Genomic DNA, 25,910 nt, shown 5'->3' on the forward strand with positions numbered 1-25,910 from the left:
GATAAGGGGTCTTAATGAGAGACATTGAATGTACAAACAAATTCTTGTTCCGGTTGATCTAAATGACCAAGGCTTTTCTGACCGTGCCGTTGAATTAGCGGTATGGCAGGCAAAGCAAGCCAATGCTGAAGTTCACTTGTTAACTGTTTTGCCTGGTATTCATATGTCGATGGTCGCAACTTACTTCCCGAAAGATGCGGCGGCGAAAATGAAGCAAGACGTAAAACAGCAACTCAAAGCCTTTGCAGACCAACATATTGATGACGAAGTGATCTACAAAGTCCACGTTGCAGAAGGCAAGGCGTATGCAACCATCCTTGATTACGCAGAACGTTTAGGTGCTGACCTTATCATTATGCCAAGCCATAAACGCTCAAAGATCAACAAAGTGATGCTGGGCTCTGTGGCAAGTAAAGTGGTAGAGAACTCACCAATCAACGTTATGGTAGTGAAGCCTCAAGGCTAATACGCTCATTCAAACACCCAAAACCAAAAAAGGTTGATGCTTGCATCAACCTTTTATTTTTCTATCTCAGGGGAATCACCCAGCCGCTTTAACAAAAGCCTTCAATGCTATACTGTTATGTTGAGCGTTAAGCTCACCAATCTCTCCTGCTGCTTCAACCTGACCACCAGCCACAAAAGCAAAATGAGTAGCAATCGCTCTGGCGTCACTTAAGTGGTGCGTCACCATCAAAACGGTGATGCCACGCTCAGCAGAAAGTTGTTTAACCAGTGTCAGCATCTCTTCTCTCAATACTGGGTCAAGTGCAGAAAAAGGCTCATCGAGTAACCACATTGGGTGCGGCTGAACAAAACAACGCGCAAGTGCCACACGCTGACGCTGACCACCAGAAAGATGTTCAGGTAAACGGTCCAGATACTCAGCAACCCCGACTTGCTTCGCCGCTTGCTCAACAAGCAGTTTTTGGTCTGCCGTGAGCTTTAGCCCCGGATGTAAGCCCAAACCAATATTGTCCCTTACTGACAGGTGAGCAAACAGGTTATGCTCTTGGAACAGCATTGAAAACGGACGCTGATACGGCTCTTTACGCACGATAGACTCACCATCAACCAAAATATCGCCTTGGTCTGGATTGATGAAACCAGCCACTAACGCCAATAGGGTAGATTTGCCCGCCCCACTCGGCCCCATCAGTGAAACGATTTGTCCACGCTGAATAGCTAACTCAAAACGAAACAGTTCACGTTGATAGGTGTACTCCACATCATCCAACACTAACATTACGCTCTCTCCTTCGTTTTCAACACTTTCTCAATCACCGCAAAACAGCCGACGCTGAGTAACAGCAAAGTAACCGATACCACGGCAGCGGCATCCATTTGATAACTGCCGAGCAGTTGGAATAGGTACAGCGGTAAAGTTCTAAACTCTTGCCCGCCAAACAAGGCAATCGCACTTAAGTCACCAATCGCAAACATAAAACTAATAGCAAAAGAATGGGCAAACGGCTTGCGCAGCGCTTGCCATTCCACGACTTTAAATCGTTGCCAACCACGCATGCCTAAGCTGGCACACACGTACTGATACTGCTGCTCAATGTGCAACATAGGTTGAGATAAAGTCTTAATGACATATGGCAATGCCATCAAGCCATTAACTAAGATGACCACAAAAAACGCCAAGCTGAATACATCGGTAAACGATCGCAGTAATAGGAACAATCCGGTGCTAATCACCAATCCCGGCGTTACTAAGATAATGGTTCCGATCAGTTCAATTTGATCGGCGCGAGTATTTTTATACTGCAATCGCCAACGTCGACTGGTCAGCAAAATCGATACGCCTGCTGCAACGGTAAGAGAGCTCGCCAGTACCGCAACTTTGAGTGAATTAAACAGTGCAGACCAAAAACGCTCGTCAGTCAGTACCGACCAAACTTGCTGGTTGATTCCACTGAACACCACCATCATAAGTGGTGGTATTACTAGTAAAAAGGCACCTATGATCCAAAAGCTATCCCAAGCTTTTGACCACCCATGATCCTTCGTTAAATATTGCTGTACCAATGTGCTGCCAGCGCTTATTGAGACTGGCTTTGTCAACTTCTGCACGCCAATCGCTAACAAGCCACATAGTAGCATTTGCCACAGCGCCAAAAGCGCCCCAGCCTGCAGATCAAAATCAAACTTAATCGCCTGATAAATGGCAAGTTCAATAGTGGTCGATTTCGGTCCGCCGCCTAATGCCATCACGGTAGCGAAACTGGTAAAGCAAAGCATAAACACCAAGCCGCTTACGTGTGGTAGTTGTTGTCTTAAGCGAGGCCATTCCACCCAGCGGAATTTGTCCCAATGGCTCATTCCAAGGTGCGCACACAGTTTATGTTGCTCTGCGGGGATCGACTCTAATGCCTGCAAAAGGAGCCGCGCTGCATAAGGCATATTGAAGAACACATGCGCAAGTAAAATACCGTTCAGGCCATAGATGGAAAACGGCAGCTCCGCATCGATGCTTTTCAACCATTGAGCTAATAAGCCGCTATTACCATAAATCGCCAATAAGCCAAATACACCGACTAACACAGGCAGAACTAAGGTAGACGCAAACAACTTTAATAGTAGAGACTTACCATAGAACTCACGTCGAGAAAGCGCATGCGCAACGGGAATAGCCAAGCCAACACTCAATAGTGTAGAGAGAAAAGCTTGGTAGAAGCTGAACTTGGTAACGTGCTGATAGTATGGGTCTCCCCACACCATAGACACATCAAGAGAAGGCGCTTGAACAATCAAAGCACCTAGGGCAGAAACAACAAAGGTCGCAATAATCATCGCGACCCCTAACCCGATTTTCGGAACAGAATTCAAAAGTAGAACCTATATTAGAACGTCAATGCGCTTTGCCACTCGCGAATCCAAGTCTTGCGCATTTTCGCTACTTCATCTGCACTAAAGCTAAGTGGCTTGCTTGGTACGCTTAAGGTTTCAAAGCCTTTTGGTAATTCAACGTCAGTCACTGGGTACATCCAGTTACCTGTTGGCATCGCAGATTGGAACTCATCACTCAAGATGAAATCCATGAATTCATCCGCAAGTTCCGCACTCTTTGAACCTTTGACCTTAGCCGCCACTTCCACTTGCATGTAGTGGCCTTCGGTAAAGTCTGCGCTAGCGTATTTCGCATCACCTTCTGCAATCAAATGGTACGCTGGAGAAGTCGTGTAAGACAGCACGAGGTCGGACTCACCGTTCAAGAACATCGAGTAAGCTTCTGACCAACCTTTGGTAACCGTAACTGTTTTCGTTGCCAGTTGCTTCCATGCTTGAGTCGCATCATCGCCGTAGATGGACTTCATCCACAACATCAAGCCTTGACCCGGCGTCGAAGTTCGAGGGTCTTGGTAAATCACTTTCAGATCATCACGCTCTTCCACCAGCTCTTTCATACTTTTTGGAGGATTCGCCAACTTCTCCTTGTTGTATACAAACGCAAAGTAGCCGTAATCGTACGGTACGAAAGTCTTATCGTCCCAACCATTAGGTAGCGTAGTCTTTGAGGTATCAACATTATGCTCAGCCAGCAGCCCGGTCTTTTTCGCTTCCGCCATCAGGTTGTTATCCAAACCTAACACGATATCCGCTTTGCTATTATTTCCCTCTAAACGAAGGCGGTTAAGAATAGAAACGCCGTCGTCCAGCGCGACGAAGTTAACATCGCACCCGCATTTGGCTTCGAACGCTTTTTCGACCTTAGGACCTGGTCCCCAATCGGCAGCGAAAGAGTCATACGTATAGACAGTTAGGGTGTTTTCAGCGGCAAACGCCGAAGTAGAAGTGATGGCTGCAAGGGCAATCAGACTAAGAGTGGTTTTCACTGCTCGCTCTCCATTTGCATTATTGACATGAATTGAGCGGCACAGGTTTGAGGCGGTATTTAGGACTTCCAATATCCAGACTCAATTCCTACGCCAGCATTATCTGGTTCAGGTAATACGGGTCCCTGTTTGCTCAACAACGTTAAGCGATTAGGTCTCAGCGCCCAATGGTATTGATAAGCTCAATGCCAAGTGGGTTTGCTCCCCGATGAGTTGGATGGATTGTAAAGGTCTTTTATTGATTACACAATCAACGTTGGTCATAACCCCAACGTGGCACTAAACCTTGCTCAATGCCAAGGTGATCCAGAATTCTCGCCACCATAAAATCCACTAAGTCTTCGATAGTTTTAGGTTGATGATAGAAGCCCGGCGCTGCAGGCATAATGGTGACACCCATTTGCGAAAGCTTGTGCATGTTTTCAAGATGCAACGTCGAGAATGGCGTTTCACGCACTACAAGCAGCAACTGTCCGCGCTCTTTCATTACCACATCAGCAGCACGCTCAATCAAGTTATCCGACATGCCGTGTGCAATGGCCGCAACACTACCTGCAGAACATGGACACACCACCATTTGCTTAGGCGCCGCAGAGCCAGAAGCCACCGGCGAAAACCAGTCGTCTTTGCCACAAACGGTGATGTTATCTGGATTGCAATTAAGGTGCTCAACCAGCGCTTTTTGCGCCGCTTCAGGGCCACTTGGGAGTTTCAGGTCATGTTCGGTCGCCATTACCACGCGGGCAGCCGAAGAGATCAACACGTAGACGTGGTAATCCGCTGCCACTAAACATTCAAGAAGACGAAGTCCATACGGGGCACCAGAGGCGCCCGTTAATGCGAGTGTGATGGCTTTTTTAGGGGTTACTTTTTGCTGCATAGATGTCATTAAGCTTTTTGTTTCAGTTGTTCCAGAAGCTTGCCGTGAATACCACCAAAGCCACCGTTACTCATCACGAGGATTTGGTCACCTGGCTGCGCTTGCTCTACGATTTTTGCGACGAAGCTGTCCATCTCTGCACCAACAAACGCAGGCTGTTTACACTGGTCTGCAATATCCTGTACCGACCAATCAATGTTATCCGGTTGGAAGAGGAACACTTCATCGGCACTGTGCAATGAAGCCGCTAAAGTATTCTTGTGCACACCACGTTTCATGGTCGCAGAGCGTGGCTCTAAAACGGCAAGGATACGTTTTTCACCAACCTTGTTACGTAAACCGCCCAATGTCAGTTCAATCGCCGTTGGATGATGAGCAAAATCATCGTAAACCGTCACGCCTTGCTCTTCTCCTTTGAGCTCCAAGCGACGTTTGGTGTTAATAAAGCGACCGAGAGCCTGACAAGCCAGTTCTGGTGCCACACCGACATGACGTGCAGCTGCGATGGCCATCAAAGCGTTATCCACGTTGTGGTCACCAACAAGCTCCCAATCTACGATGCCTACTTTCTCGCCTTGCAGCGACACTTCAAATTTAGAACCATCAACAACCAGTTTGTGTGCTTGCCAATCACCATCCACACCAGAGAACTGCTTTTCAGTCCAACAACCGCGCTCGATCACGTCTTGCAACGACTGATCTTGCTTCGGTGCAAGGATCAAACCGTTCCCCGGAACAGTACGCACTAAGTGGTGGAATTGACGTTTAATCGCTTCAAGATCGTCGAAGATGTCTGCATGATCAAATTCAAGGTTGTTCATGATCAATGTACGTGGATGGTAGTGAACAAACTTAGATCGTTTATCGAAAAAAGCACTGTCGTATTCGTCCGCTTCAACGACGAAAAACATACTTTCACCCAAGCGTGCCGACACACCAAAGTTACCCAACACACCACCGACAAGGAAACCAGGCTGGTAGCCACAGTCTTCCAAGATCCAAGCCAGCATGCTTGAAGTGGTGGTTTTACCATGGGTACCTGATACCGCCAGAACCCAGCGATCGTGCAATAAGAACTCTTGTAACCATTGTGGACCAGAGGTGTAACGCATATTGGTATTCAGCACATGCTCAACACATGGGTTACCACGGCTCATCGCGTTACCAATCACCACAAGGTCGGGTTGTGGTTCAAGCTGAGAAGGGTCAAAGCCTTCAATAATTTCAATACCTTGAGACTCCAACAGGGTGCTCATTGGTGGATAAACGTTGGCATCCGAACCCGTCACTTTATGACCTAGCTGACGCGCTAAAATTGCCGCACCGCCCATAAACGTGCCGCAGATACCCAAGATATGAATGTGCATAAACTTAACCTTGTAATGCGTTCTTTAATCCTTTCATTATCGTGATAACCACCAGAAAAGCGAGTGCCTTTCGCCGTGTTCTTGCAGTCTTTTTCACAAATCTGACAGGGCTTAAGGCTGACTGACCAAGCATTAACCAAGCGGTTCGTGTCTTATGCAATAAGACAAATAAATTGAGATCTCAGTCGGTTACTTCATTACCATTAATAAGATCTGCGACTTAAACTTACATCTAGCGCAATCGTTTAACATCCATAAAGAGATGCCCCCGTTGCGCGACACCCCCAACGAAATGAAAAATGTAAGGATAAACCATGTCAGGACTGCGCACCCTAGGCGAGTTCATTGTTGAGAAACAAGCGGATTTCCCCCACGCTAGCGGTGATCTTTCATCTCTATTAGCTTCTATTCGTTTAGCTGCAAAAATCGTAAACCGCGAAATCAATGCGGCAGGTCTTGGTGATATCACTGGCGCTGTAGGTACAGAGAACGTACAAGGCGAAGATCAGCAAAAGCTTGATGTATACGCGAACGACAAGTTCAAAGCAGCGCTCGAAGCACGCGACCAAGTGTGTGGTGTAGCCAGTGAAGAAGAAGATGAAGCGGTTGCGTTCAATAAAGAACTTAACCAAAACGCAAAATACGTTGTGCTAATGGACCCACTCGATGGCTCATCAAACATCGATGTGAACGTGTCTGTTGGTACGATTTTCTCTATTTATCGTCGAGTTTCTCCTATTGGAACCCCACCAACAGAAGAAGACTTCCTACAACCAGGTCACAAACAAGTGGCAGCGGGCTACGTGATTTACGGCTCATCGACCATGCTGGTTTACACCACAGGTAATGGCGTAAACGGCTTCACTTACGACCCATCGATTGGCAGCTTCTGTCTATCTCATGAAAACATGATGATCCCAGAAGATGGCAAAATCTACTCAATCAACGAAGGCAACTACATCCGCTTCCCGCAGGGCGTGAAGAAGTACATCAAGTACTGTCAGGAGAATGTGCCTGAAGATGGTCGCCCATACACTTCTCGCTACATTGGCTCATTGGTTGCTGACTTCCACCGTAACCTGCTAAAAGGCGGCATTTACTTGTACCCAAGCACGCAAAGCCACCCTCAAGGCAAACTGCGCTTGTTGTACGAGTGCAACCCGATGGCATTCTTAATTGAGCAAGCTGGCGGTTTGGCGTCTGACGGTGTAAACCGCATTATGGATTTGAAACCTACCGAACTGCACCAGCGCGTGCCTTTCTTTGTGGGTTCAAAGAACATGGTCAACAAAGTCGAAGAGTTTCTTGAACTGAATCGCGAAGAAGACTAATTTCAGACCTTTGTCCAACGCGGCGGGTGTTTACCTACCGCGTTTTTGTCGTTAAAGTGAACTGCGTAAATGTTAGCCAGATTAAGCCTTTCCACGCTTAATCCTCAATGAAAAGGAATATTCAAATGAGCTTAAATAACGTACCAGCAGGTAAATCACTGCCTGAAGATATCTACGTCGTCATCGAAATCCCTGCCAACGCGGATCCAATCAAATACGAAGTAGATAAAGACACTGGTGCTGTATTTGTCGACCGTTTCATGTCTGCGCCAATGTTCTACCCATGTAACTATGGCTACGTGAACGATACTCTTTCTCTAGATGGCGACCCAGTGGACGTACTGGTTCCGACCCCTTACCCATTAATGCCAGGTTCTGTGATTCGTTGTCGCCCAGTTGGCGTACTGAAAATGACGGACGAATCGGGTGAAGATGCAAAAGTGTTTGCTGTACCGCACTCAAAAATCTCAAAAGAGTACGAAGGCATTCAAGATGTCGGTGACATCCCTGAATTGTTGAAAGCACAGATCACACAATTCTTCGAACGCTACAAAGAACTTGAAGCGGGCAAATGGGTCAAGGTCGATGGCTGGGATGACGTTGCTGCAGCAAAAGCGGAAATCCTAGAGTCTTACGAGCGTGCTCAAAACAAATAATCGTAAGTAACAAATAACAAAAGAGCTGCCGATTGGCAGCTCTTTTTCGTTTTCATAACTTGGTTTAATCAACAACCGGTTTAATAGCCACCCGCCGTCGACAATCTGCCTGATTCATAATCGTTGTGGAAAAATGGGTCTAAATCATCGCAGATGCCATAGTAAGGAGCGCCTTGTACGCCGAGAATATAAGCGCTTTGCTGACAATACTCTTCCTTACCCTCCTGGTAGCCAGTTTGGTAGGCCATGATGAGTTCAGGAGTGGCACGGTTAGTATCATCTAACTTGGCAATACGGTCTTCGGACAACTCAAGCGAGCCGTTTAGTGCTGTTTGTTTGCCGAAAGCTTGCCAGTCTGTCGCGTTAACAGAGCTGGGGAGTGTGGTTTGCGCACAAGCGTTGAGAAGTAGAAGCATAGCGCCAATCGCGAATAGTCTCATTATTACTCCTCACTCATTAGTAGCGTTTGCTGCCTTTAGATGTACGCCCTAGCTCGTATTCTCGACGGAATCGATCATCTAAATCGTCGCAAATGCCTCGGTAATAACGCCTGCTTTCACCAAGTGTGAAAGCATCTTGTGCACAGTAATTTGCTCGACCGCTTTCATAGCCATTACTGTACGCCATATATAAATCGTCACCTTTGTTGAGCTCTTGCATGGAGAGTTTTGATTCACCTGCTTCCGCTCGCTGCATACCGTATTGTTGCCACTGCATGCTGTCGTTACTGCTCGGTGGTGTACTGTTTGAACAACCAACAAGAAGCAGCAGTATGATTGGAGATAGATATTTCATCGCAGACCTCCCAAGTCTTTGTTGTATATATCGTCAATGCATACGTTACTGCTCTCAGTATAGTTCACACCCTTTGGCACCAATCGCCAGAAGCAATCTCTTCTGTGAGTTGCTCAGTATCTTGGTATAAGTAGATCCAAGCTTGGCCAAATGGTGTCGCTATACTCTCTCTACGGTACTCCACCGGCACATCTTCAAGCTTATCTAACTCGCTGAGTGTATCGTTATCAATTAAATACACTTCGCCTTGTATCGCTTTTTGCCCAGTCGACAACGCGGGATAACGACCTAGATCGTACAAAGCAAATTGGGCATCAGTCTCATGATGCCCGAGAAACTCAGCGGTTTTCAAAAAGTGATGATTGCACTCTCCTTTGCGTAAGGTGCCATACACAAATACCAAATGCTGCATAACCACTCCTTAGTTATGTTTTAAAGGCTAAGCTTAGTTGAATTCAAACTGGTAGAGCAGATCAACCGCACTATCGACGCCCGATACCGCCTCTAGGTACAGGTCTTTCATCAAACGGTAACGAACAGTGAACTCACCCAACGAGGTAAAGATACCTACGCCGTACTTCACTTGCAGGCCTGGCAAGATATAACCACTTACCGTCACCTGAGAGTCATCTCCCGAACCAGCTGTATCCAACTGCAAATCTTGTACACCAAAGGCTTCGCCGATTTCACCTACTACCTTGCCGCTCTTCGCCAAGCTTAGGCCGATCAACGTTGTAGTCATGGCGTTACCACCCGACTCCGCATCGATATCTTGACCGCGCAATAGGTAAGACAGCGCGTTCGCTTGTGGCATCGCCGGATCCGAGAAAATTTCTACGGTCGGGTCACTTGCTGGGCCAGTTACTCGAACACCGGCTGTCACATCGTCTTGCGTGTTGTCTGGGTTACGAATCGCTTTGATTGATACGTAAGGCTGATCCGCAGGGCCATTCATCATGATCTTACCTTCTTCGATCACCAAGTCTTGGCCGAATGAGCGGTAAGAACCGTCGACGATATTCACTTCACCAACAATGAATGGACCTTTGTCTTTTTGTGTCACATTCAAGTTACCTTGCAAGTCACCTTTTAGACCGAATGCAGACAATTGGAAGTCATCGCCAATCTTGATGTTGATGTCAGTTTCTACGTTAAACGGCAGCGCTTGTTCGCCATCGACAGGCTGCATATCTTTATTCAAGATAACCGTATCGCTCGACACGCCAACCGCACTTGGTGGCAACTCATCCACTAAGATACGACCCCATGGAAGATTGATGTTGCCTTCAACCTTGGCCAGTTGAGGCGTCACATCAATCGTCATGTCTGGCTCGACTTTGATTCGCACCATTGGCGGCATATCAACTTTTAGCTCTTTAGCAAATACACGAGCTTTGGTGTGCCAGTTTTCCAGATCACGCCAATCCGCATCACCGTTAATTTCCAGCTTTCCATCGGGTGTAATAATGCCTGCATCTAAATCTGCTTGATGCCCTCTGAAGTTAATCGCGACTTTGCCCGAGTTGATATCAATTGGCGTCACATCACCTTGCAACTTCATCTGGTCAATCAAGAACTGACCATTCACTTTCGGATGCATCACATCACCCGACAGAGCCAGATCCGTATTCATGTTCGCTTTGAATAGGCTGTACTCACCGATAAGTGGCGCTAAGAAGTCTAAATGGAACGTCGACAGCGACACTTTACCGTCAATAGTTGGGCTCTCTGACGAGACATCATTTAACGACACCTTACCGGATAAATCGCCGTTGTCTGTAACATCAAATAACCACTCAGCATTCAGTTTATCTTGGGCTAACTTAGCTTTTAGGCTGACACTGTCCCAGCCGACCTTAATTGGCTGTTCTAGCGCTTGCTCAACCTGACCTTTCGGCATCTCCACATTTACCGTCACTTCCGGTTTCATGTCTGGTGCCCATTTTGCGTCAGCATTCGCGTTCACCGAGCCTTGAAGCTTGGTCTCTGCTGGCAAGAACTGTTTAATTTGGTCAAAGTCAAAGTTAGTGATGGCTAACTTCGCTTCACCGCTCTTACCAACACTGATGTCTTCCGTTAGACACACTTTTGAGTTTGCTTGCAACCAACAATGTGCCTGTACATTCGCAATCTGCTTATCGATGTTAACCTTAACTGCCGTTGATTTTTGTAGCGCCCAAGGGCCTTGAGGAGTACTTAGCGTTAAGCGACGCAATGCACCATCCCAGATCATTTCTGGCTTTTGCTTGAAGCTACCTTCGATCTCTAAACTACTTGAAACAACGTCTGAAACCACATCCAACGTGAGTTGATGCAGCTTCTCATCTCCTGTCACTTCAAGGTCCGCACTATCGATTTTGATGTCATCGTAAGTGATATTTTTCGCAATTAGGCTGACATCAGCTTTCGGCGCAGGCAGTGGAGTCACATCGCCTTTCAGCGTAATGGTTTCTACCTTCGCTTGTTGTTGCCAATTCACTTGGTTAAGCGCGAGATCTAAGTTGATGTCTGGCTGTTTCAGGCTACCACGAAGTGCGATATTACCATTCATCTTACCGCCAAGGTCCGGTACGCTTTTCGCGAAATCGGGGAAGTTAACTTCAACATCCATCAAGATCTGTTTGTCGATCTTACCTTTTGCTCTCAATGAGTTGGGGCCATGGGACAAAGCTAAACCTTGTGTATTGAGCTGAATATCCTCGCCTTTACCCGTCTTGTCAGATGCCTTTAGCTGACCTTCAATATTCAGCGGGTAGCCACGCAGAATACCGTCGATGTCCAGTTTAGGCAGACTCACTTGCCATCCACCTTGATCGGTTAGTGAGCCTGAAGTCGATAGACTACCGCTGATATCACCTTCAGCTTCTGGCCATTGTAAACCTGGCTGAATGTTCTTCAGGTTTAGATCGGCTTGCCAGTTGATTGGCGCAGCCCAGTTGGCCATCACCTTACCCGCCAACTCACCGCCTAGTGTTTTGACAACAATGCTGTCCAAATCAATCTGTTCTAGGGTACCTTTACCGTTTAACACCACATCCACAGCAGGAATATCTTTACCCGACGCCTTGGTTTCTAACGCAACGGTGTAGCCCTCTAGTGAGCCTTTAGCGACTAGGCTAGGAACAGAAAGTTGGTAATCACTCTTACCATTCAATGGCCATTGCGCCGCAACATCTTTCAGCTTGATATCAAATGGCAACTCAGGTTTAAGCGGTTGAATTTGACCTTCAATCGTCGCTTTCACCAAATCAGACAGCGTCGCCTGCAATAATAAATCGCCAACCGAGCCAGACGCAGAAAGCGATAGTTTCTGCCCCTTTACGTCCGCTTGTTTAACCAGAGCATCAATCTGCGCTTGAATTGGGTAATCGGCCGATAATGTCACTTGCGTACTTAGCTGGCCTTCGACTTCTGGCATATCAAGCTCTAGCGTTTTGACATCGACGTTATCACCACCAGCCGTTGCCTCTAGCCCTAAGTGGTGAACAATCACAGGTGTGTTACCCGCTAATTTAAAGTCATGAATATCGAGACGTTTTGCTTCAACGGTCAGTGGAATCCATACCTCAGGCAGCACAATCCCTTCTGGCTTCGTTTCAGCTGTAGGTTTAGCTTCCTCTGCAGCTGGAGTTTTCGCCTCTTTAGGCTGGCTTTCTGTTGCCTTTAGTGTCGCTTTAGCTTGCTCGCTCTTGGCCTTTGGTTCCGAATCTGCTGCTTGTGATGGCTTCTCTTCTGTGGCTTCGTCACTTGGTGCAAGTGCCACATTGATAGCTTTCAATGCCGTTGGAGCAATCACCAAGCGGTCACCTTGCATCGACAATGCGGTAGAGAATTCTTGCCAATCAACCTTGTTACCTAAGATGTTCAGGTTAATGTCGTTAAAGCTGACTTTATTGACGAAGATTGGCACTGGTGTGCTGATGGAGCGCAGCGGTAGTGTTTCTTCTTCCGGCTCATCACTTGCCGGTGGCAACTCTGGCATTTGGAAGTTAACACCCTGCAGCGCGAGCTCATCCACACACACTTTAGGGTCAAAGAAACAACGGAAGTTCATCGCTAACGTTAAGCTTTCCACCTTAGCATCAACATGGAGAGGCTCATCCACAAAGCTGACGTTATGCAGCGCAAAACGTGGGAATAGTGAGCCTTGAATTTGCTCGACTTTAAGTTGCGGTAACGCTTTTTCTGCCCCCCAAAGTGCCAACTTTAGACCTGGGTGGGTAAATAGAATGGTGCCGACTAAAATCGCCAGCAACACAATAAGAGTCAGTAGACCGATTGAGAACCATTTCGTCCACTTCAGTGTTGTTTTCATCATAGCTCTGGCCCCAAAGAGAAGTGGATACGGAATTCTGGATCTGGCTCGGCGTCTAGGCCCCAAGCAAAGTCAAAGCTCACCGGACCGACCGGTGATGCCCAGCGGATACCGACACCCGCACCCGATTTCCATTCAGGGGTTTTATTAAATGCGTCACCAATGTCGTAGAATACCGCCCCCCACCAGTTGCCATGCACACGATACTGGTACTCTAACGTACTGGTTACCATGTATTTCGCACCGGTCAATGCGCCACTCGAGTCTGTTGGTGAGATCGATTCGTAGCCGTAACCACGAATGTTGTTGTCACCACCAGCGAAAAAACGCAGCGATGGCGAGAGTTTTTCAAATTCATCAGTGACGTTGGCGCCGCCTTCAAGGCGGAATAAACCACGGTGGTTTTGTCCGATACCACGAATCCAAGATGTGCGACCTAACAAACGAAGTACGCGAGTTTCAGACAACAACGCCGGGTCACCGTATTCAACCGTCACACTCTGTTTATCGCCCCACATTGGCATGTTACCGCCACGAGTCCGTGTGCGAGAAAACGAGGCACCAGGTAAAACAAACTGCACACCATCTTCTTGCAAACCTTGCGAGAAGTTTTCGTACAAGTGACGAACATACAACGTTTTGTGCCAACCACCATCGGTGATCCAGTGGCGTTCTACCGCAAGATTCGATTCCAAACTCTCCGTATCGCGGTTATCGAGATGCTTCAAACCGAACTGAAGTTGGTAGTATTCGTGCAATACGTCATCAAGTGGGATCTTGTAGCCAGCCGTGATGGTCTGCTCTGGTTTAGACAGAGAAAGCGCGGTATCAAAGCTGTGGCCTCGCGCACTCACCCATGGTTTTTTCCATTTCAGCGTACCACGCACACCAGTATCGGTAGAGTAACCAATACCCGTTTCAATTTGGTTTTTCGCAGCAGGAGCAAGTGAGACTTTGATTGGTAGGTCTCGACCATCATCTAACTTGGTGAGATCAGGCTCAACAAATACCGATGAGAACCAATCCGTATTCGAAAGGTTCTGGTTATATTCACCCACTTCAGAGACCAAGTAAGGCTCACCGGTTTTAAATGGGCGCAAAGAATCAACGCGATCTTCCCAGATCTGACTACCTAAAATTTCAACCGTACCAAAGTGATAACGGATACCACTGTCATAGTGCAGACGAACGTTAGCTTCATTAAGCTCTGGCACCACCTCTAAACGGCTCAATTTAAAGTCACCGTTAAAGTAGCCACGCTGCAACGCTAAGTTACGAATGCCCGATTTTAGAGCGTCGTATTCCCCTTGGTTTAGGATTCGACCTTCTTTCAAACGTGATTTTTTGATCAGGTTCGTGAATTCTTCATCTTCCCCCGCCTCACCTGAAATCACTACGTCCATTTCTTTGATTCTGACAGGCTCGCCCGGTTTGATGTTGACGATCAATTCATCATTATCTTTCGTAATAGTGTATGAAATTTTCGCATGATAATAACCAAGCGCATTGAGCGCTTCAGTGATACTTTGTTCCAATCGCGCCTGAAAGCGCAACGACGTGGAGTAATCGTCTTCTGGAATGGAAGACAAGTAAGCGTTCACATTATCTTCTAGCGCGCCATCAATGCCCTTTATCTTTAAGGAAACATCGGCGTAAGCGCTATGAGAAAAGGCAAGTAGACTGACAATGATCGGGGTAGCTTTTCTTATCATGCTTTTTAGCTGGATGAGGTTAAATAAACGTAAACAATAATAACGCCAATTGAAGGCTAAGTCTGTAATATTAATAGGTTTACCACGGTCTATGTCATCACAACATCATATTCAGACATAATCATTCGCAAAATTAAGACTCGTATTGAAGGACAAATACCATGCTCAACAAACAGACAATGATCAGTATAGAAGATGCGCTGCCAGGTAGAGAGACATCAATGCAAATCGATGACACGCATTTTGTAAATCAATCGAGTTTAACGGCACCGCCGCAAGCTCACCAACAACAGATTTTATTGGGAATGGGTTGCTTCTGGGGAGCAGAACGATTGTTCTGGCAAATTGAGGGCGTGGTATCCACATCCGTCGGTTACGCAGGGGGTTACACACCAAACCCAACGTACGAAGAAGTGTGCACAGGCAAGACAGGACATACCGAAGTGGTCCGAGTGGTCTTTGATGATCGCGTGATTTCTCTTGAGCATTTGCTTGCCGCATTTTGGGAAAAGCACGACCCAACTCAAGGGATGCGCCAAGGCAACGACTTAGGAACTCAATACCGCTCTGCGATTTACACCTATTCACAAGAACAGCAAGACGCAGCCGAACGTTCAAAGGTCCAGTATCAGCAAGCTCTGCAAGAAGATCAACGCTCAGCCATCACGACAGAAATTGAACCTGCTGGTCCGTATTACTTCGCTGAAACTTACCATCAGCAATACCTAGCGAAAAACCCGAACGGCTACTGTGGTTTAGGTGGCACTGGGGTTTGTTTCCCACCAAGCCTTCAAGGTTAAGCCTAAACTAAAAAGAGCGACGAAAGTCGCTCTTTTACAATTCTTGTCATTACACTGGGAGAGATAAAATTGCTTGATTTACTTCTCTAAATACAGAGAGTTGTTGGGGGTTTTTGATATCAGGCAACAGCACCTTTCCGTTATCAAAACGGAACTGACCAACACCTGCAATTGAAAACTGACCTTTGAATAAAGTCTTAACGAAACGCGCCACCTGACGTGGACGGTAAACAGCAAACTCACGTAGCATAACCACCTCAATATCCTTTTGAGAAAACACCGATTGCTCTTTCCATGGCAACCTTTATGCGCAATTTGCGACAGGGTTCATTCTATCAAATTCCTTTCTCAAAGCAACAAAATTAAAACATCATACGTTAAGGAATTGTTATAAACGGTTCTACATTTTTATTCACTGTAAGTATATACTTGGAAAGTCTCACACCCCCATATGGAACATAACAATATGAAAACTAAGACTCTCCTCCCTTTTTTCCTTGCTCTTGCTCCGGGTCTAGCACTGGCTCACAACTTATCAGTTGGTGAAAGCGTGCCAGCGGCGAAAGTAGACGCCTACGGTGAAATCGTATTGCAAGGTGAAGGCGTGGCTTATCAACCTTGGGCTACGCAACAAATGCTCGGTAAAGTCCGTGTCATTCATGCAATCGCAGGGCGCAGCAGCTCAAAAGCAATGAACGCACCACTAATGACAGCGCTAACTGAAGCGAAATTCCCGGAAGATGCTTACCAAACCACGACCATCATTAACCAAGATGATGCCGTTTGGGGAACTGGTTCATTTGTCAAATCATCGGCGCAAGACAGCAAACAAGAATTTCCTTGGTCATCAATGGTCTTAGATGAAAATGGTGTAGTGGCAAATAGCTGGGCTCTACAAGAAGAAAGCTCAGCCATCATTGTGCAAGACAAGCAAGGTAAAATTCTTTTCATCAAAGAAGGGGCTCTCAGCACGGATGAAATCAACCAAGTTCTTGGTCTAATCAAGCAAAATATCTAGTCTTAATTGCTCCTTACCGTCTTTAGGTGAGGAGCAAACTCCCGAAAACTTGCTTCTAAGTTATTATTTCATCACAGATAATCCATCTCCATTTCATAAAAGAATGAACTTTTCTGCCAAATGGGTGTTATATTATAACACTAGGTATCGTTTCGGGCTTTAAGATGCACTATCGCTGGCAAGCAATCTCACATTATTGGCGTCGCACTGTGGTCTTACTCAGTGTTGCGTTACTGATCGCTTGGAATTTTGCCACTATCGCTCATCAACTTGACCTAGTCCCGGAGCACCACAGCCACCATCATTGCCAAATGTTTGCTGGCTCGCATCATGGTCTGGTTAAGGCTCAACCAGAGCTTTTCGCACCAACTTATCAACGCTCGACATACTCAGACGTGATCAAAAAACGTTTAAATGTCAGTGATGTGCGTTATACAGCGCGCGCGCCGCCTATTTTTGCTTAAACTTAAGAAGCCTCCATACTAGAAATTAAACGAGTTGCTAACTACATGATTTAAATTAGCAATTTCAATAAAACATTTAAGCAAATTAGGAAAAGAAAATGCCTTCTAAACACGCTCTGGCTCTTGTTATCGGCCTATCTCTAGCAGCAACTGCAAACGCAGAAGAATATCGTCAACACGAAGCACACGTGCATGGTCACGTAGAATTCAATATTGCTCAAGATGGTAAAGACTTACTGATCGAAATCACTTCTCCAGGCGCGGACGTTGTTGGCTTTGAGCACGCACCTGAAAACGCAGAACAAGAGAAGGCACTTGGCGATGCTGTTGCTGCTCTAAAAAACACCGACCAGTTGTTTGCTATCAACAAACAAGCGAAATGTGTGATTGAAGATGTTCACGTATCCCACACCCTAGGCCAAGATTCTCATGAAGGTCATGAACACCACGACCATGAGAGCCACGATCACGATAAGCATGACCACGAAGGTCACGATCATGACAAACATGACCATGACAAGCACAAAGACCATGATCACGACGAACATGCACATGATGATGACCACCACGATCACGAAGGTCATGAACATCACGACGAGCATGAGGGTCACGATCATGAACACGGCGGCCACGGTGAATTCACAGCAGAATACCGCTACCACTGTGACTCTGTTGCCGATCTAAACAGCATCAATACCACTTGGTTCAAGCAATTCCCTGCAACAGAATCAATCAGTGCAAACCTATTCACTGACACCACTCAGTCTGCGACTAGCCTAAGCAAAGACAACGCAAAGATCGCAATTAAATAAATCACATGGCGTGTAAGTACTTACTTACACGCCATTGCTTTGGTAATTTATTATGACTGAAACCACGTTAAACGTTGTTGAGCTCTCTAATGCCCAGTTTGTCTGGCCCGGCTCCGAAAACGCGACCATTAACATCCCCCAGTTACACATTGCTCAAGGCGAGCATGTCTTTATCAAAGGCCCAAGCGGCTGCGGTAAATCGACTCTGCTTGCCCTGTTAACAGGCATCAATACGCTCACATCTGGTTCATTGTCTGTATTAGACACCGATATCGCGAGTTTGAGAGCGAGTCAAAGAGACAAGTTTCGCGCCGATCACATTGGCTATATCTTCCAACAATTCAATTTGTTGCCTTATCTCAATGTGATAGAGAACGTTCTCATTCCATGCCAATTCAGTAAAATTCGCCGCGACCGCGTTACTCCAAATGCTTCAACGACATCACTGGAAGAACAAGCGACGACGCTACTGGAGCGTTTGCGTTTACCTAAAGCCCTGCATGACAAACCGGTATCAGAGCTCAGTATTGGTCAGCAACAACGTGTCGCAGCAGCGCGTGCTTTGATCGGTCAGCCTGAACTGGTGATTGCCGATGAGCCCACATCGGCACTCGATCATGACAACCGCAAAGCATTCATTGAACTCTTGATGGAGCAAGCCAACCTTGCCAACGCGACGTTGGTCTTCGTCAGTCATGACCCGACACTAGAATCCTTATTTGACCGAACACTTAATCTGCCTGAAATCAATCAAGCGCAAACCCTAGGAGCCGCATCATGAGTGCTGTTGTAAAGCTCGCTTGGAAAAGCCTGATGAACCGCAAAGCGACCGCTATTCTCACCATCATGACGGTCGCCATTTCTGTTGTTCTACTATTAGGCGTAGAGCGCATTCGAACCCAAGCCAAAGATAGCTTCGCCAATACTATTTCTGGAACTGACCTAATTGTCGGAGGTCGCTCAGGACAAGTGAACCTGCTGCTGTACTCAGTGTTCAGAATCGGCAATGCCACCAACAATATTGACTGGAAGAGCTACCAAGAGTTTGCGAACCACCGAGCCGTCGATTGGGCAATCCCAATCTCGTTGGGTGATTCACACAAAGGCTTTCGAGTGATGGGCACCAACCACAGCTATTTCGAACATTATAAGTACGGAAGTAAGCAACCACTAACTTTCTCTGAAGGTCGAGAGTTCAACGGTTTATTCGAAACGGTTCTAGGTTCTGATGTCGCCAAAAAACTGGGTTATAAAATCGGTAGTGAGATCATCATTGCCCATGGCATCAGTGATGTAGGCTTTAGCCGTCATGACAACTTGCCGTTTAAAGTCGTTGGTATTCTTGCTCCAACGGGCACACCAGTGGACAAAACCGTCCACGTCTCATTGGAAGCAATTGAAGCGATTCACGTCGGTTGGGAAAGCGGGGCTCGCTTAGGTCCGACACCAAGTGCCGCAGACCTCAAAGCCAGAGATTTTCAACCAAAGCAGATCACTGCGATGCTGGTCGGGTTGAAGTCACGCATCCAGACTTTTGCTCTGCAAAGACAAATCAACACTTATCCGAAAGAGCCTCTTAGTGCCATCATGCCGGGCGTCGCTCTGCATGAATTATGGGGAATGATGTCGGTTGCGGAACAAGCACTGATGGCAGTCTCAGGCTTTGTAGTCGTGGCAGGTTTATTGGGTATGTTGAGTAGCTTGCTGACCAGCTTACAAGAACGCCGCCGTGAAATGGCCATCCTGCGCGCAATGGGGGCAAGACCTAAACACGTCTTCTCGCTACTGATCAGTGAAGCAAGTTTACTCACGTTTGCTGGCATCATTACCGGCGTTGCGGGCTTGTATTCCATTCTTGCCCTCTTGCAACCAATAATCCAACAAAGTTATGGTATACACCTAACCTTAACGGCACTGTCGCCGTATGAATGGATGTTGCTTGGCTTTGTACAGTGTGCAGGTATTGTGATTGGCTTCATCCCAGCATTCCGTGCTTACCGACAATCGCTCAGTGATGGAATGACAATTAGGATTTAGTAAAAATGTGGAAAAAAATACTCGCTAGCTGTTTGCTACTGATTTCCTTCACTGCACCAGTAATGGCCAGTGACGAACCGCTGAAACTCGATTGGATTGATCTTGTGCCAGAGAATGAGCGCAAGATGTTCGACAGTGTAGGCATGCCAGCTACAGACCACAACGGTGGTGCGGCACTTCAATCTAAGATTGGTAATGTTCGTCCTGAGCTTAACGGCAGCAAAGTGAAAATCCCTGGCTTCGTGATCCCATTAGAAGGTGATGCGAATACAGTGACGGAATTCTTACTGGTGCCATACTTTGGCGCTTGTATCCACGTTCCACCACCACCACCAAACCAGATCATTTATGTCAAATTCCCGAAAGGTGCACCAGTACAGGAGCTATGGGATGTCATTTATGTGGTGGGAACTCTGAAAACTGAAACGATCGAACATGAGTTGGCAGAAACGGCCTACGTGATTGAAGGCTCATCAATTGAAGCCTACGATGATATGTAGCTTGTTTGATAGCTAATAACTTGGTTGCGAATCAATAACTCCGTTGATTAGTAGGATAGATACACTAGGCGTCGCTTCGGCGCCTTTTTTATGCCTGCCAGATATACTTAGTTACACGATATAGCGAGACAAATACGCGAGTATACCGACATACAAAACCAAAAGTAGCGCTATCGACAGGTGTTTTCTCAGTTTGCTTACGTCTGAATATCTCATCACCCCTCCAAAATAATGATAACAATTTTAACAACTCATTATCATTTTGAATAGCCCTATTCTGTCAAAATCCGGACATGCCTCTCTGGTCGAGAAAACAGGAAAGGTGTAAATTTAAGCAAGTGCTAATCGCCAGCCTTGGTAGGAAATAAAATGGCAGAACCAACAAAGCAACCTGTTGTTATTGAACACGAACCCACACAACAAAAACACACTCACCACGAAAAGAAGTCTGGCTACATCAAAGACAGTGCGAGCCGTGTTCAAAGCATTGCTCAAATCTACGGATTAGATGCTTTGTTGCAAAACGATCCTCCAGCTAAAACTGCGCTTGAACGCGCTCAGTTACGTGAACAACGCCGCCAAGAACAGAGACAAAAGAACTTAGAGCAAATCCTCAAACTGGCGCACAGCTCATGTCGAGATGAGACCGCTGGTGAGCCAGACCAAGACTGGTTGTATCGTTTTTTCGATATGGCGCAAGACATCCACAACAGCTCAATGCAAAAGCTCTGGGCGCAAGTCATGAAGCGCGAAGTGACCAACCCCGGCTCAACTTCGATGAAAGCACTTAAAGTGTTGAAAGACATGTCGCCAAGAGAAGCCCAAACTCTGCAACGTGCCGCGACGCTAGCGTGCAGTTTTGGTGGAGATAGCAGTCGCAAACTGCTGATTGGCTACAAAGCGCATGGCGGGATGTTCAGCTTTGGCAAACGCGACACCACCAGCAACCTTAATATGGGTAGCTTCCAACTTCCTTATTCAAGTTTGTTAGTGTTGATTGAACTGGGACTGCTGCACAGCACTGAACTAGAGTCAGGAGAGATTGGCATTGAAACGCCTTTGATGCTCACCTATCAAGGTAAAAACTTATCACTGCAGGTAAATACCAAAGGCGTGCGCCTGTTGTACTACCGCTTTACTCCGACAGGTAATGAGTTGTGTAAGCTGCTTGGTAACAAACCTAATAATCAATACTATGACCAGATGCTAGCGCTTCTAAATCAAAGATTTAGCGTTCATAGCGAAGCCAAAACCACAGTAAACCACACCGTTTAGTACATAAAAAAGAGCTTTTGGTCACCTATGATCCAAAAGCTCTTTTAACTGCTCAGTGACTTTTTGGCCACCTATGATCCAAATGCTTTTTTATCGGATCACACCGCGTTGTCTAAGGTCGATTAAACACAACTCCACCAGCTCTTCGACACTCTTTTCGCCGGCTGGCAAATCAATTTCTGGGCTTGCTGGAGCTTGGTATTCAGAGTCAATACCAGTGAAATTCGGGATTTCTCCTGCGCGTGCTTTTTTGTACAAGCCTTTCGGATCGCGACCTTCACACACTTCTAAAGAAGCATTGACGAACACTTCAATAAACTCGCCCTCTGGCAACAGATCACGCACCAATTGACGCTCTGCGCGGTGAGGAGAAATAAATGCCGACAGAACAATCAAACCCGCGTCTGCCATCAGTTTCGCCAGTTCACCAATACGACGAATGTTCTCGCGACGATCTTGCTCAGAAAAGCCTAAGTCGCTACACAAGCCATGACGAACATTGTCGCCATCAAGCAAATAAGTGTGATAACCCAATTCGGCTAAGCGATTTTCCAATGCACCTGCCACCGTTGATTTGCCCGCGCCAGATAGCCCAGTAAACCAAAGTACCGCAGGCTTCTGCTTTTTTAATCCAGCACGAAACTGTTTATCAACCGAGTGCTGATGCCAAACGATGTTTTCATCTTTTACCGGAGTTTCGGCAGTCATAACGTATCCTTGTAAATTTACAGATTAAAACGGAAAGAAGACCGGAATCAGCGTCAGTACTAGCACTGAATACACGATGGAAATCGGCACGCCGATTCGCACATAATCGGTCAATTTGTAATTCCCTACGCTGTATACCAACAAATTGGTTTGGTATCCGTAAGGAGAAATAAAACTGGCACTGGCGCCAAACAGCACCGCCATAATGAAAGGCATTGGGTCAACGCCATAACCTACCGCCATGCTATAACCAATAGGGAAAGAAAGCGCCGCCGCCGCATTGTTGGTCACGAGCTCAGTTAGCACTAAAGTCATAATGTAAGTGGCGACTAGCGCGCCAAACACACCCCAGCCATTAAAGGCTTCAATAAACATATCGCCCATTCGCACCGATAAACCGGATGTAATCATCAGCTGGGCGATAGACAACGCCGAACCCACAATCACCACAATATCGATTGGGAAGCGGCGACGAAGTTCGGAAAGTTGAATCACGCCAAAAGCAAGTAGCGCAATCAGATAAGCTGCCAGACCTTTGATAATCGGTACGATCTCTAGCAACGCACAGCCAATCACAGCGGCAAAACCAAATAACACCAAAGCCGATTTGTTGGCGTCTAAACGCGCGCTGGAATCCAGATCGTTCACCAACACAAACTCTTTACGGTGAGCACGGCGTTCCGTCTCAAAGCGCTTACCGGGTACCAAAACTAACGTATCGCCTGCAGCTAAAGTGATATTACCTAAGCCACCTTCAAGGCGTTCATGGCCACGACGAATCGCTACAACCACCGCATCAAAACGGTCACGGAAGCGACTCTCTTTCAGCGTTTTATGACAGAAGGTCGCCGATGAACTGACTACCACTTCAATGAAGTTCTGACCGTTAAGGTGCTGATGGCCAAACAGCGTTAAACCAGGAATTTCTTGCAGTGTTGCGACACTCTCAACATCGCCACAAAACAGCAGCCGATCTTTAGCGTTGAGGACAAAATCAGGACCAACAGACGGAACCGTCACACCATCGCGAATCACTTCAGCAAGGAACAATTTTCTCAGGGCACGCAGGTTATTTTCGGTAATGGTGCGCCCAACTAGCGGCGAACCCGGTTCAACACGAGATTCTAGAAAGTAAGGTAAATCTTCTTGGCTTTGGTCATCGTAATTGGGCAACAGATAACTCAGCGGAATAAGAATAAGCACACCGCCTACCAGTACCGCTAAGCCAATCATGGTTGGAGTAAAGAAGCTCAAGCTTGGCAGCCCGGCATCTTCAACAAAACTGTTGATAATTAAGTTGGTCGAGGTACCAATCAACGTCAACGTACCACCAAAAATCGCTGCATAAGAAAGCGGAATCAAAAGCTTAGAAGGCGCATGTTGTTGGTTGCGTTTAATCGCGCCAATTAACGACACCACAACCGCGGTGTTATTTGTGAAAGAAGAAAGTAAAGCGGTAGAAAAGCCCAACTTGGCAATCACACTGCCGAGATGGCCTTCAGAAATACTGCGACTGACCCAACTGATCAATAAGGTTTTTTCTAATGCGCTCGATGCGAGGATCAGCAGCACTAGGGTCAGAAGTGAAGAATTAGTAAAGTTTGCCGCAATGGTATTGAGCTCAATCATCCCCACCATAAAGGCGATGAAAGCGGCTCCAGCAAATACGTAACTTGGTTTAATTTTGGTTACGAGTAAACAAGTGATAATGCCAAGCAAAATCGCTAATACAAATCCTTGTTCCCACATAGCCAATCCTTACCAATAAACCCGATACGGGCACAACAACGACTCGTGCAAACTTAGCTGCACGGAGTGACAAACGAGTAACCAGACAAAAAAGCAAAGCAAGCGAAAAAGAACGCCAGAATGCTCGGTTTCTTGGGCTTCCGGAGCATTCTGGATTCGGGGGAAATCAGCCTGACGGGTTTCGCAATCCAGTCAGGCTAGGTGAACCAATTACTTCTTCAATAACTGGCTCAGGTCTTTAGCTTCCCAATGCGGGAAGTGCTTACGAACCAAAGCATTGAGTTCAAGTTCGAACGCTGAAACATCCGCAAGACCACGCTCAACAGCAGCCAAACTTTCTTTCACCATGCCGGCACCTACTGTTACATTGGTTAGACGATCGATGATGATGAAGCCGCCGGTATCGGCACAATCTTGGTAGTTATCCAATGCGACAGATTCGTTCAGCGACCACTCACACAAACCGATGCCGTTGAGTGGCAATTCAGCTGCACCGTGAGTCGAAAGATTGTTGATGTCGTACTGGTGACGAATCGCTTCAACGTGACCAACCGTCTTCTTACCAGCAATCTTAATGTCGTAATCACGACCCGGTTGCAGCGGTTGCTCTGTCATCCACACTACGTCAGCCAACAAGTGGTTGGTTGATTCCACTTGTGCATTTTCCAGCACCAGCAAATCACCACGACTGATATCAATTTCGTCATTCAGAGTCAGCGTAACAGCCAGACCTGCTTGTGCTTCCTGTACATCGCCATCAAAGGTCACGATGCGTGCAACGGTTGAGGTTTTGCCTGATGGCAGCGCCTTGATCGCATCACCGACTTTCACTGAGCCTGATGAAATCGTGCCCGCAAACCCACGGAAATCAAGGTTAGGACGGTTTACATACTGAACAGGGAAACGGAAGTCGCCTTCGCCTTTCTCGTGGTCAACATCCACAGTCTCAAGTAGCTCAAGCAAAGATGGACCTTCAAACCAGCTTAAGTTCTGTCCTTTCTCTACTACGTTGTCGCCTTCTAGCGCTGACAACGGAATGATTTGGATATCCGTCTCACCCGCTAGGTTTTCTGAGAACTGCAGGTACTCATCGCGGATCTCTTCAAAACGTTCTTGTGAGTAATCCACCAAGTCCATTTTGTTGATAGCAACAACGAAGTGTTTCAAACCCAGTAGGTTAGAAATGAATGAGTGACGACGCGTTTGGTCTAATACACCTTTACGTGCATCAACCAAAATCACAGCCAAATCACAGGTCGATGCACCTGTTGCCATGTTACGTGTGTACTGCTCATGTCCTGGCGTGTCAGCAATGATGAACTTACGTTTCTGCGTCGAGAAGTAACGGTAAGCCACATCAATAGTGATGCCTTGCTCGCGTTCTGCTTGTAGACCATCTACCAGCAATGCCAAATCTGGCTTTTCACCCGTGGTGCCTACGCGTTGGCTATCCGAGTGAACTGCAGCTAGCTGATCTTCATAAATTTGTTTTGAGTCATGGAGTAAGCGACCGATTAGGGTACTTTTACCGTCATCTACCGAGCCACAAGTCAGGAATCTAAGTAACGACTTGTACTGGTGTTGTTTTAAATAGCCTTCAATACCAAGCTCGGCCAATTGAGCTTCAACTGCACTGTTCATTATCTTTCCTT

Annotated in this window: 25 protein-coding genes; 11 read left to right on the plus strand and 14 right to left on the minus strand. The window is 46.7% G+C overall.

What is annotated here, in order from left to right:
* Nucleotides 1-28 precede the first annotated feature (28 nt).
* Nucleotides 29-466 carry a universal stress protein gene (locus QTO06_RS06830; RefSeq protein ID WP_005430588.1) on the plus strand — a complete coding sequence of 146 codons (438 nt, stop codon included), beginning with the start codon at nucleotides 29-31 and terminating at the stop codon, nucleotides 464-466.
* 75 nt (nucleotides 467-541) lie between these two features.
* Here the strand turns inward: QTO06_RS06830 and thiQ are convergent, their stop codons facing one another.
* The 5 genes from thiQ to mpl all read right to left on the minus strand — a co-directional run bounded on the left by thiQ (nucleotide 542) and on the right by mpl (nucleotide 6,086).
* The gene (thiQ, locus tag QTO06_RS06835; RefSeq protein ID WP_331407276.1) at nucleotides 542-1,246 is read right to left on the minus strand and encodes a thiamine ABC transporter ATP-binding protein; all 705 of its coding nucleotides are present in this window, start codon (nucleotides 1,244-1,246) and stop codon (nucleotides 542-544) included.
* On the minus strand, nucleotides 1,246-2,832 hold the full coding sequence (gene thiP, locus QTO06_RS06840; RefSeq protein ID WP_331407277.1) for a thiamine/thiamine pyrophosphate ABC transporter permease ThiP: 1,587 nt from the start codon (nucleotides 2,830-2,832) through the stop codon (nucleotides 1,246-1,248). Before thiP ends, thiQ begins: the two co-directional genes overlap by 1 nt.
* Before the next feature lie 14 nt (nucleotides 2,833-2,846).
* Nucleotides 2,847-3,839, minus strand: coding sequence for a thiamine ABC transporter substrate binding subunit (thiB, locus tag QTO06_RS06845; RefSeq protein WP_331407278.1), 993 nt, complete (start codon nucleotides 3,837-3,839; stop codon nucleotides 2,847-2,849).
* 250 nt (nucleotides 3,840-4,089) lie between these two features.
* On the minus strand, nucleotides 4,090-4,728 hold the full coding sequence (locus QTO06_RS06850) for a flavin prenyltransferase UbiX (RefSeq protein WP_012126903.1): 639 nt from the start codon (nucleotides 4,726-4,728) through the stop codon (nucleotides 4,090-4,092).
* Entirely contained in the window at nucleotides 4,728-6,086 is a 1,359-nt protein-coding gene (gene mpl, locus QTO06_RS06855; protein WP_331407279.1) for a UDP-N-acetylmuramate:L-alanyl-gamma-D-glutamyl-meso-diaminopimelate ligase, read from the minus strand. The genes QTO06_RS06850 and mpl overlap by 1 nt, the downstream gene beginning before the upstream one ends.
* A 314-nt stretch (nucleotides 6,087-6,400) precedes the next feature.
* Here mpl and fbp point away from each other — a divergent pair, with 314 nt between their 5' ends.
* The gene (fbp, locus tag QTO06_RS06860) at nucleotides 6,401-7,417 is read left to right on the plus strand and encodes a class 1 fructose-bisphosphatase (RefSeq protein WP_005430527.1); all 1,017 of its coding nucleotides are present in this window, start codon (nucleotides 6,401-6,403) and stop codon (nucleotides 7,415-7,417) included.
* 125 nt (nucleotides 7,418-7,542) lie between these two features.
* Nucleotides 7,543-8,073: an inorganic diphosphatase gene (gene ppa / locus QTO06_RS06865; RefSeq protein WP_045402442.1), complete on the plus strand. Its 531-nt coding sequence runs from the start codon at nucleotides 7,543-7,545 to the stop codon at nucleotides 8,071-8,073.
* A gap of 80 nt (nucleotides 8,074-8,153) precedes the next feature.
* Here ppa and QTO06_RS06870 read toward each other — a convergent pair whose 3' ends face one another.
* The 5 genes from QTO06_RS06870 to tamA all read right to left on the minus strand — a co-directional run bounded on the left by QTO06_RS06870 (nucleotide 8,154) and on the right by tamA (nucleotide 14,895).
* Nucleotides 8,154-8,513 (minus strand): DUF2799 domain-containing protein, encoded by a 360-nt coding sequence (locus tag QTO06_RS06870; protein WP_103413624.1) that lies wholly within the window; start codon nucleotides 8,511-8,513, stop codon nucleotides 8,154-8,156.
* Nucleotides 8,514-8,529: 16 nt separating this feature from the next.
* Entirely contained in the window at nucleotides 8,530-8,868 is a 339-nt protein-coding gene (locus tag QTO06_RS06875) for a DUF2799 domain-containing protein (RefSeq protein WP_038890882.1), read from the minus strand.
* 64 nt (nucleotides 8,869-8,932) lie between these two features.
* Complete coding sequence (locus QTO06_RS06880) at nucleotides 8,933-9,280, minus strand: gamma-glutamylcyclotransferase family protein (protein ID WP_005430563.1); 348 nt, start codon at nucleotides 9,278-9,280, stop codon at nucleotides 8,933-8,935.
* A gap of 33 nt (nucleotides 9,281-9,313) precedes the next feature.
* A complete protein-coding gene (gene tamB / locus QTO06_RS06885; protein WP_331407280.1) occupies nucleotides 9,314-13,186 on the minus strand; it encodes an autotransporter assembly complex protein TamB in 3,873 nt (1,290 codons plus the stop codon).
* Nucleotides 13,183-14,895, minus strand: coding sequence for an autotransporter assembly complex protein TamA (tamA, locus tag QTO06_RS06890; RefSeq protein ID WP_005430575.1), 1,713 nt, complete (start codon nucleotides 14,893-14,895; stop codon nucleotides 13,183-13,185). The genes tamB and tamA overlap by 4 nt, the downstream gene beginning before the upstream one ends.
* Nucleotides 14,896-15,056: 161 nt before the next feature.
* On the opposite strand from tamA, the gene msrA reads away from it, so the two are divergent.
* A complete protein-coding gene (gene msrA / locus QTO06_RS06895) occupies nucleotides 15,057-15,695 on the plus strand; it encodes a peptide-methionine (S)-S-oxide reductase MsrA (protein WP_331407281.1) in 639 nt (212 codons plus the stop codon).
* A gap of 49 nt (nucleotides 15,696-15,744) precedes the next feature.
* On the opposite strand, the gene QTO06_RS06900 is transcribed toward msrA, so the two are convergent.
* Nucleotides 15,745-15,945: a DUF1107 domain-containing protein gene (locus QTO06_RS06900; protein WP_005528565.1), complete on the minus strand. Its 201-nt coding sequence runs from the start codon at nucleotides 15,943-15,945 to the stop codon at nucleotides 15,745-15,747.
* A 216-nt stretch (nucleotides 15,946-16,161) separates the two neighbouring features.
* Here QTO06_RS06900 and QTO06_RS06905 point away from each other — a divergent pair, with 216 nt between their 5' ends.
* From QTO06_RS06905 to QTO06_RS06935, 7 genes are all read left to right on the plus strand, one after another.
* A complete protein-coding gene (locus QTO06_RS06905; protein ID WP_005430577.1) occupies nucleotides 16,162-16,713 on the plus strand; it encodes a YtfJ family protein in 552 nt (183 codons plus the stop codon).
* A gap of 164 nt (nucleotides 16,714-16,877) precedes the next feature.
* Entirely contained in the window at nucleotides 16,878-17,177 is a 300-nt protein-coding gene (locus QTO06_RS06910) for a DUF2607 family protein (RefSeq protein WP_331407282.1), read from the plus strand.
* Between the two features lie 98 nt (nucleotides 17,178-17,275).
* Nucleotides 17,276-17,989 carry a zinc uptake protein ZrgA gene (zrgA, locus tag QTO06_RS06915; protein WP_050909978.1) on the plus strand — a complete coding sequence of 238 codons (714 nt, stop codon included), beginning with the start codon at nucleotides 17,276-17,278 and terminating at the stop codon, nucleotides 17,987-17,989.
* 52 nt (nucleotides 17,990-18,041) lie between these two features.
* The gene (locus QTO06_RS06920; RefSeq protein WP_012126892.1) at nucleotides 18,042-18,770 is read left to right on the plus strand and encodes an ABC transporter ATP-binding protein; all 729 of its coding nucleotides are present in this window, start codon (nucleotides 18,042-18,044) and stop codon (nucleotides 18,768-18,770) included.
* Nucleotides 18,767-20,026 carry an ABC transporter permease gene (locus QTO06_RS06925; RefSeq protein WP_331407283.1) on the plus strand — a complete coding sequence of 420 codons (1,260 nt, stop codon included), beginning with the start codon at nucleotides 18,767-18,769 and terminating at the stop codon, nucleotides 20,024-20,026. Before QTO06_RS06920 ends, QTO06_RS06925 begins: the two co-directional genes overlap by 4 nt.
* Before the next feature lie 5 nt (nucleotides 20,027-20,031).
* Nucleotides 20,032-20,526: a DUF3299 domain-containing protein gene (locus tag QTO06_RS06930; RefSeq protein ID WP_005430529.1), complete on the plus strand. Its 495-nt coding sequence runs from the start codon at nucleotides 20,032-20,034 to the stop codon at nucleotides 20,524-20,526.
* A 369-nt stretch (nucleotides 20,527-20,895) separates the two neighbouring features.
* The gene (locus QTO06_RS06935; RefSeq protein WP_331407284.1) at nucleotides 20,896-21,801 is read left to right on the plus strand and encodes a TIGR03899 family protein; all 906 of its coding nucleotides are present in this window, start codon (nucleotides 20,896-20,898) and stop codon (nucleotides 21,799-21,801) included.
* 90 nt (nucleotides 21,802-21,891) lie between these two features.
* Here QTO06_RS06935 and cysC read toward each other — a convergent pair whose 3' ends face one another.
* The 3 genes from cysC to cysN all read right to left on the minus strand — a co-directional run bounded on the left by cysC (nucleotide 21,892) and on the right by cysN (nucleotide 25,899).
* Nucleotides 21,892-22,509, minus strand: coding sequence for an adenylyl-sulfate kinase (gene cysC, locus QTO06_RS06940; RefSeq protein WP_005430514.1), 618 nt, complete (start codon nucleotides 22,507-22,509; stop codon nucleotides 21,892-21,894).
* Between the two features lie 24 nt (nucleotides 22,510-22,533).
* The gene (locus tag QTO06_RS06945) at nucleotides 22,534-24,258 is read right to left on the minus strand and encodes an SLC13 family permease (RefSeq protein WP_331407285.1); all 1,725 of its coding nucleotides are present in this window, start codon (nucleotides 24,256-24,258) and stop codon (nucleotides 22,534-22,536) included.
* A gap of 210 nt (nucleotides 24,259-24,468) precedes the next feature.
* Nucleotides 24,469-25,899: a sulfate adenylyltransferase subunit CysN gene (gene cysN / locus QTO06_RS06950; protein WP_005528550.1), complete on the minus strand. Its 1,431-nt coding sequence runs from the start codon at nucleotides 25,897-25,899 to the stop codon at nucleotides 24,469-24,471.
* Nucleotides 25,900-25,910: the final 11 nt, after the last annotated feature.

Source organism: Vibrio sp. M260121, assembly GCF_036533715.1.
Lineage (GTDB): Bacteria > Pseudomonadota > Gammaproteobacteria > Enterobacterales > Vibrionaceae > Vibrio.

Excerpts from the sequence above, each read along its gene's own strand:
- QTO06_RS06830 (WP_005430588.1), top strand. The coding sequence starts at position 29 with ATGTACAAACAAATTCTTGTTCCGGTTGATCTAAATGACCAAGGCTTT.
- thiQ (WP_331407276.1), bottom strand. The coding sequence starts at position 1,246 with ATGTTAGTGTTGGATGATGTGGAGTACACCTATCAACGTGAACTGTTT.
- QTO06_RS06850 (WP_012126903.1), bottom strand. The coding sequence starts at position 4,728 with ATGACATCTATGCAGCAAAAAGTAACCCCTAAAAAAGCCATCACACTC.
- mpl (WP_331407279.1), bottom strand. The coding sequence starts at position 6,086 with ATGCACATTCATATCTTGGGTATCTGCGGCACGTTTATGGGCGGTGCG.
- fbp (WP_005430527.1), top strand. The coding sequence starts at position 6,401 with ATGTCAGGACTGCGCACCCTAGGCGAGTTCATTGTTGAGAAACAAGCG.
- ppa (WP_045402442.1), top strand. The coding sequence starts at position 7,543 with ATGAGCTTAAATAACGTACCAGCAGGTAAATCACTGCCTGAAGATATC.
- QTO06_RS06870 (WP_103413624.1), bottom strand. The coding sequence starts at position 8,513 with ATGAGACTATTCGCGATTGGCGCTATGCTTCTACTTCTCAACGCTTGT.
- QTO06_RS06875 (WP_038890882.1), bottom strand. The coding sequence starts at position 8,868 with ATGAAATATCTATCTCCAATCATACTGCTGCTTCTTGTTGGTTGTTCA.
- QTO06_RS06880 (WP_005430563.1), bottom strand. The coding sequence starts at position 9,280 with ATGCAGCATTTGGTATTTGTGTATGGCACCTTACGCAAAGGAGAGTGC.
- tamB (WP_331407280.1), bottom strand. The coding sequence starts at position 13,186 with ATGATGAAAACAACACTGAAGTGGACGAAATGGTTCTCAATCGGTCTA.
- tamA (WP_005430575.1), bottom strand. The coding sequence starts at position 14,895 with ATGATAAGAAAAGCTACCCCGATCATTGTCAGTCTACTTGCCTTTTCT.
- msrA (WP_331407281.1), top strand. The coding sequence starts at position 15,057 with ATGCTCAACAAACAGACAATGATCAGTATAGAAGATGCGCTGCCAGGT.
- QTO06_RS06900 (WP_005528565.1), bottom strand. The coding sequence starts at position 15,945 with ATGCTACGTGAGTTTGCTGTTTACCGTCCACGTCAGGTGGCGCGTTTC.
- QTO06_RS06905 (WP_005430577.1), top strand. The coding sequence starts at position 16,162 with ATGAAAACTAAGACTCTCCTCCCTTTTTTCCTTGCTCTTGCTCCGGGT.
- QTO06_RS06910 (WP_331407282.1), top strand. The coding sequence starts at position 16,878 with ATGCACTATCGCTGGCAAGCAATCTCACATTATTGGCGTCGCACTGTG.
- zrgA (WP_050909978.1), top strand. The coding sequence starts at position 17,276 with ATGCCTTCTAAACACGCTCTGGCTCTTGTTATCGGCCTATCTCTAGCA.
- QTO06_RS06920 (WP_012126892.1), top strand. The coding sequence starts at position 18,042 with ATGACTGAAACCACGTTAAACGTTGTTGAGCTCTCTAATGCCCAGTTT.
- QTO06_RS06925 (WP_331407283.1), top strand. The coding sequence starts at position 18,767 with ATGAGTGCTGTTGTAAAGCTCGCTTGGAAAAGCCTGATGAACCGCAAA.
- QTO06_RS06930 (WP_005430529.1), top strand. The coding sequence starts at position 20,032 with ATGTGGAAAAAAATACTCGCTAGCTGTTTGCTACTGATTTCCTTCACT.
- QTO06_RS06935 (WP_331407284.1), top strand. The coding sequence starts at position 20,896 with ATGGCAGAACCAACAAAGCAACCTGTTGTTATTGAACACGAACCCACA.
- cysC (WP_005430514.1), bottom strand. The coding sequence starts at position 22,509 with ATGACTGCCGAAACTCCGGTAAAAGATGAAAACATCGTTTGGCATCAG.
- QTO06_RS06945 (WP_331407285.1), bottom strand. The coding sequence starts at position 24,258 with ATGTGGGAACAAGGATTTGTATTAGCGATTTTGCTTGGCATTATCACT.
- cysN (WP_005528550.1), bottom strand. The coding sequence starts at position 25,899 with ATGAACAGTGCAGTTGAAGCTCAATTGGCCGAGCTTGGTATTGAAGGC.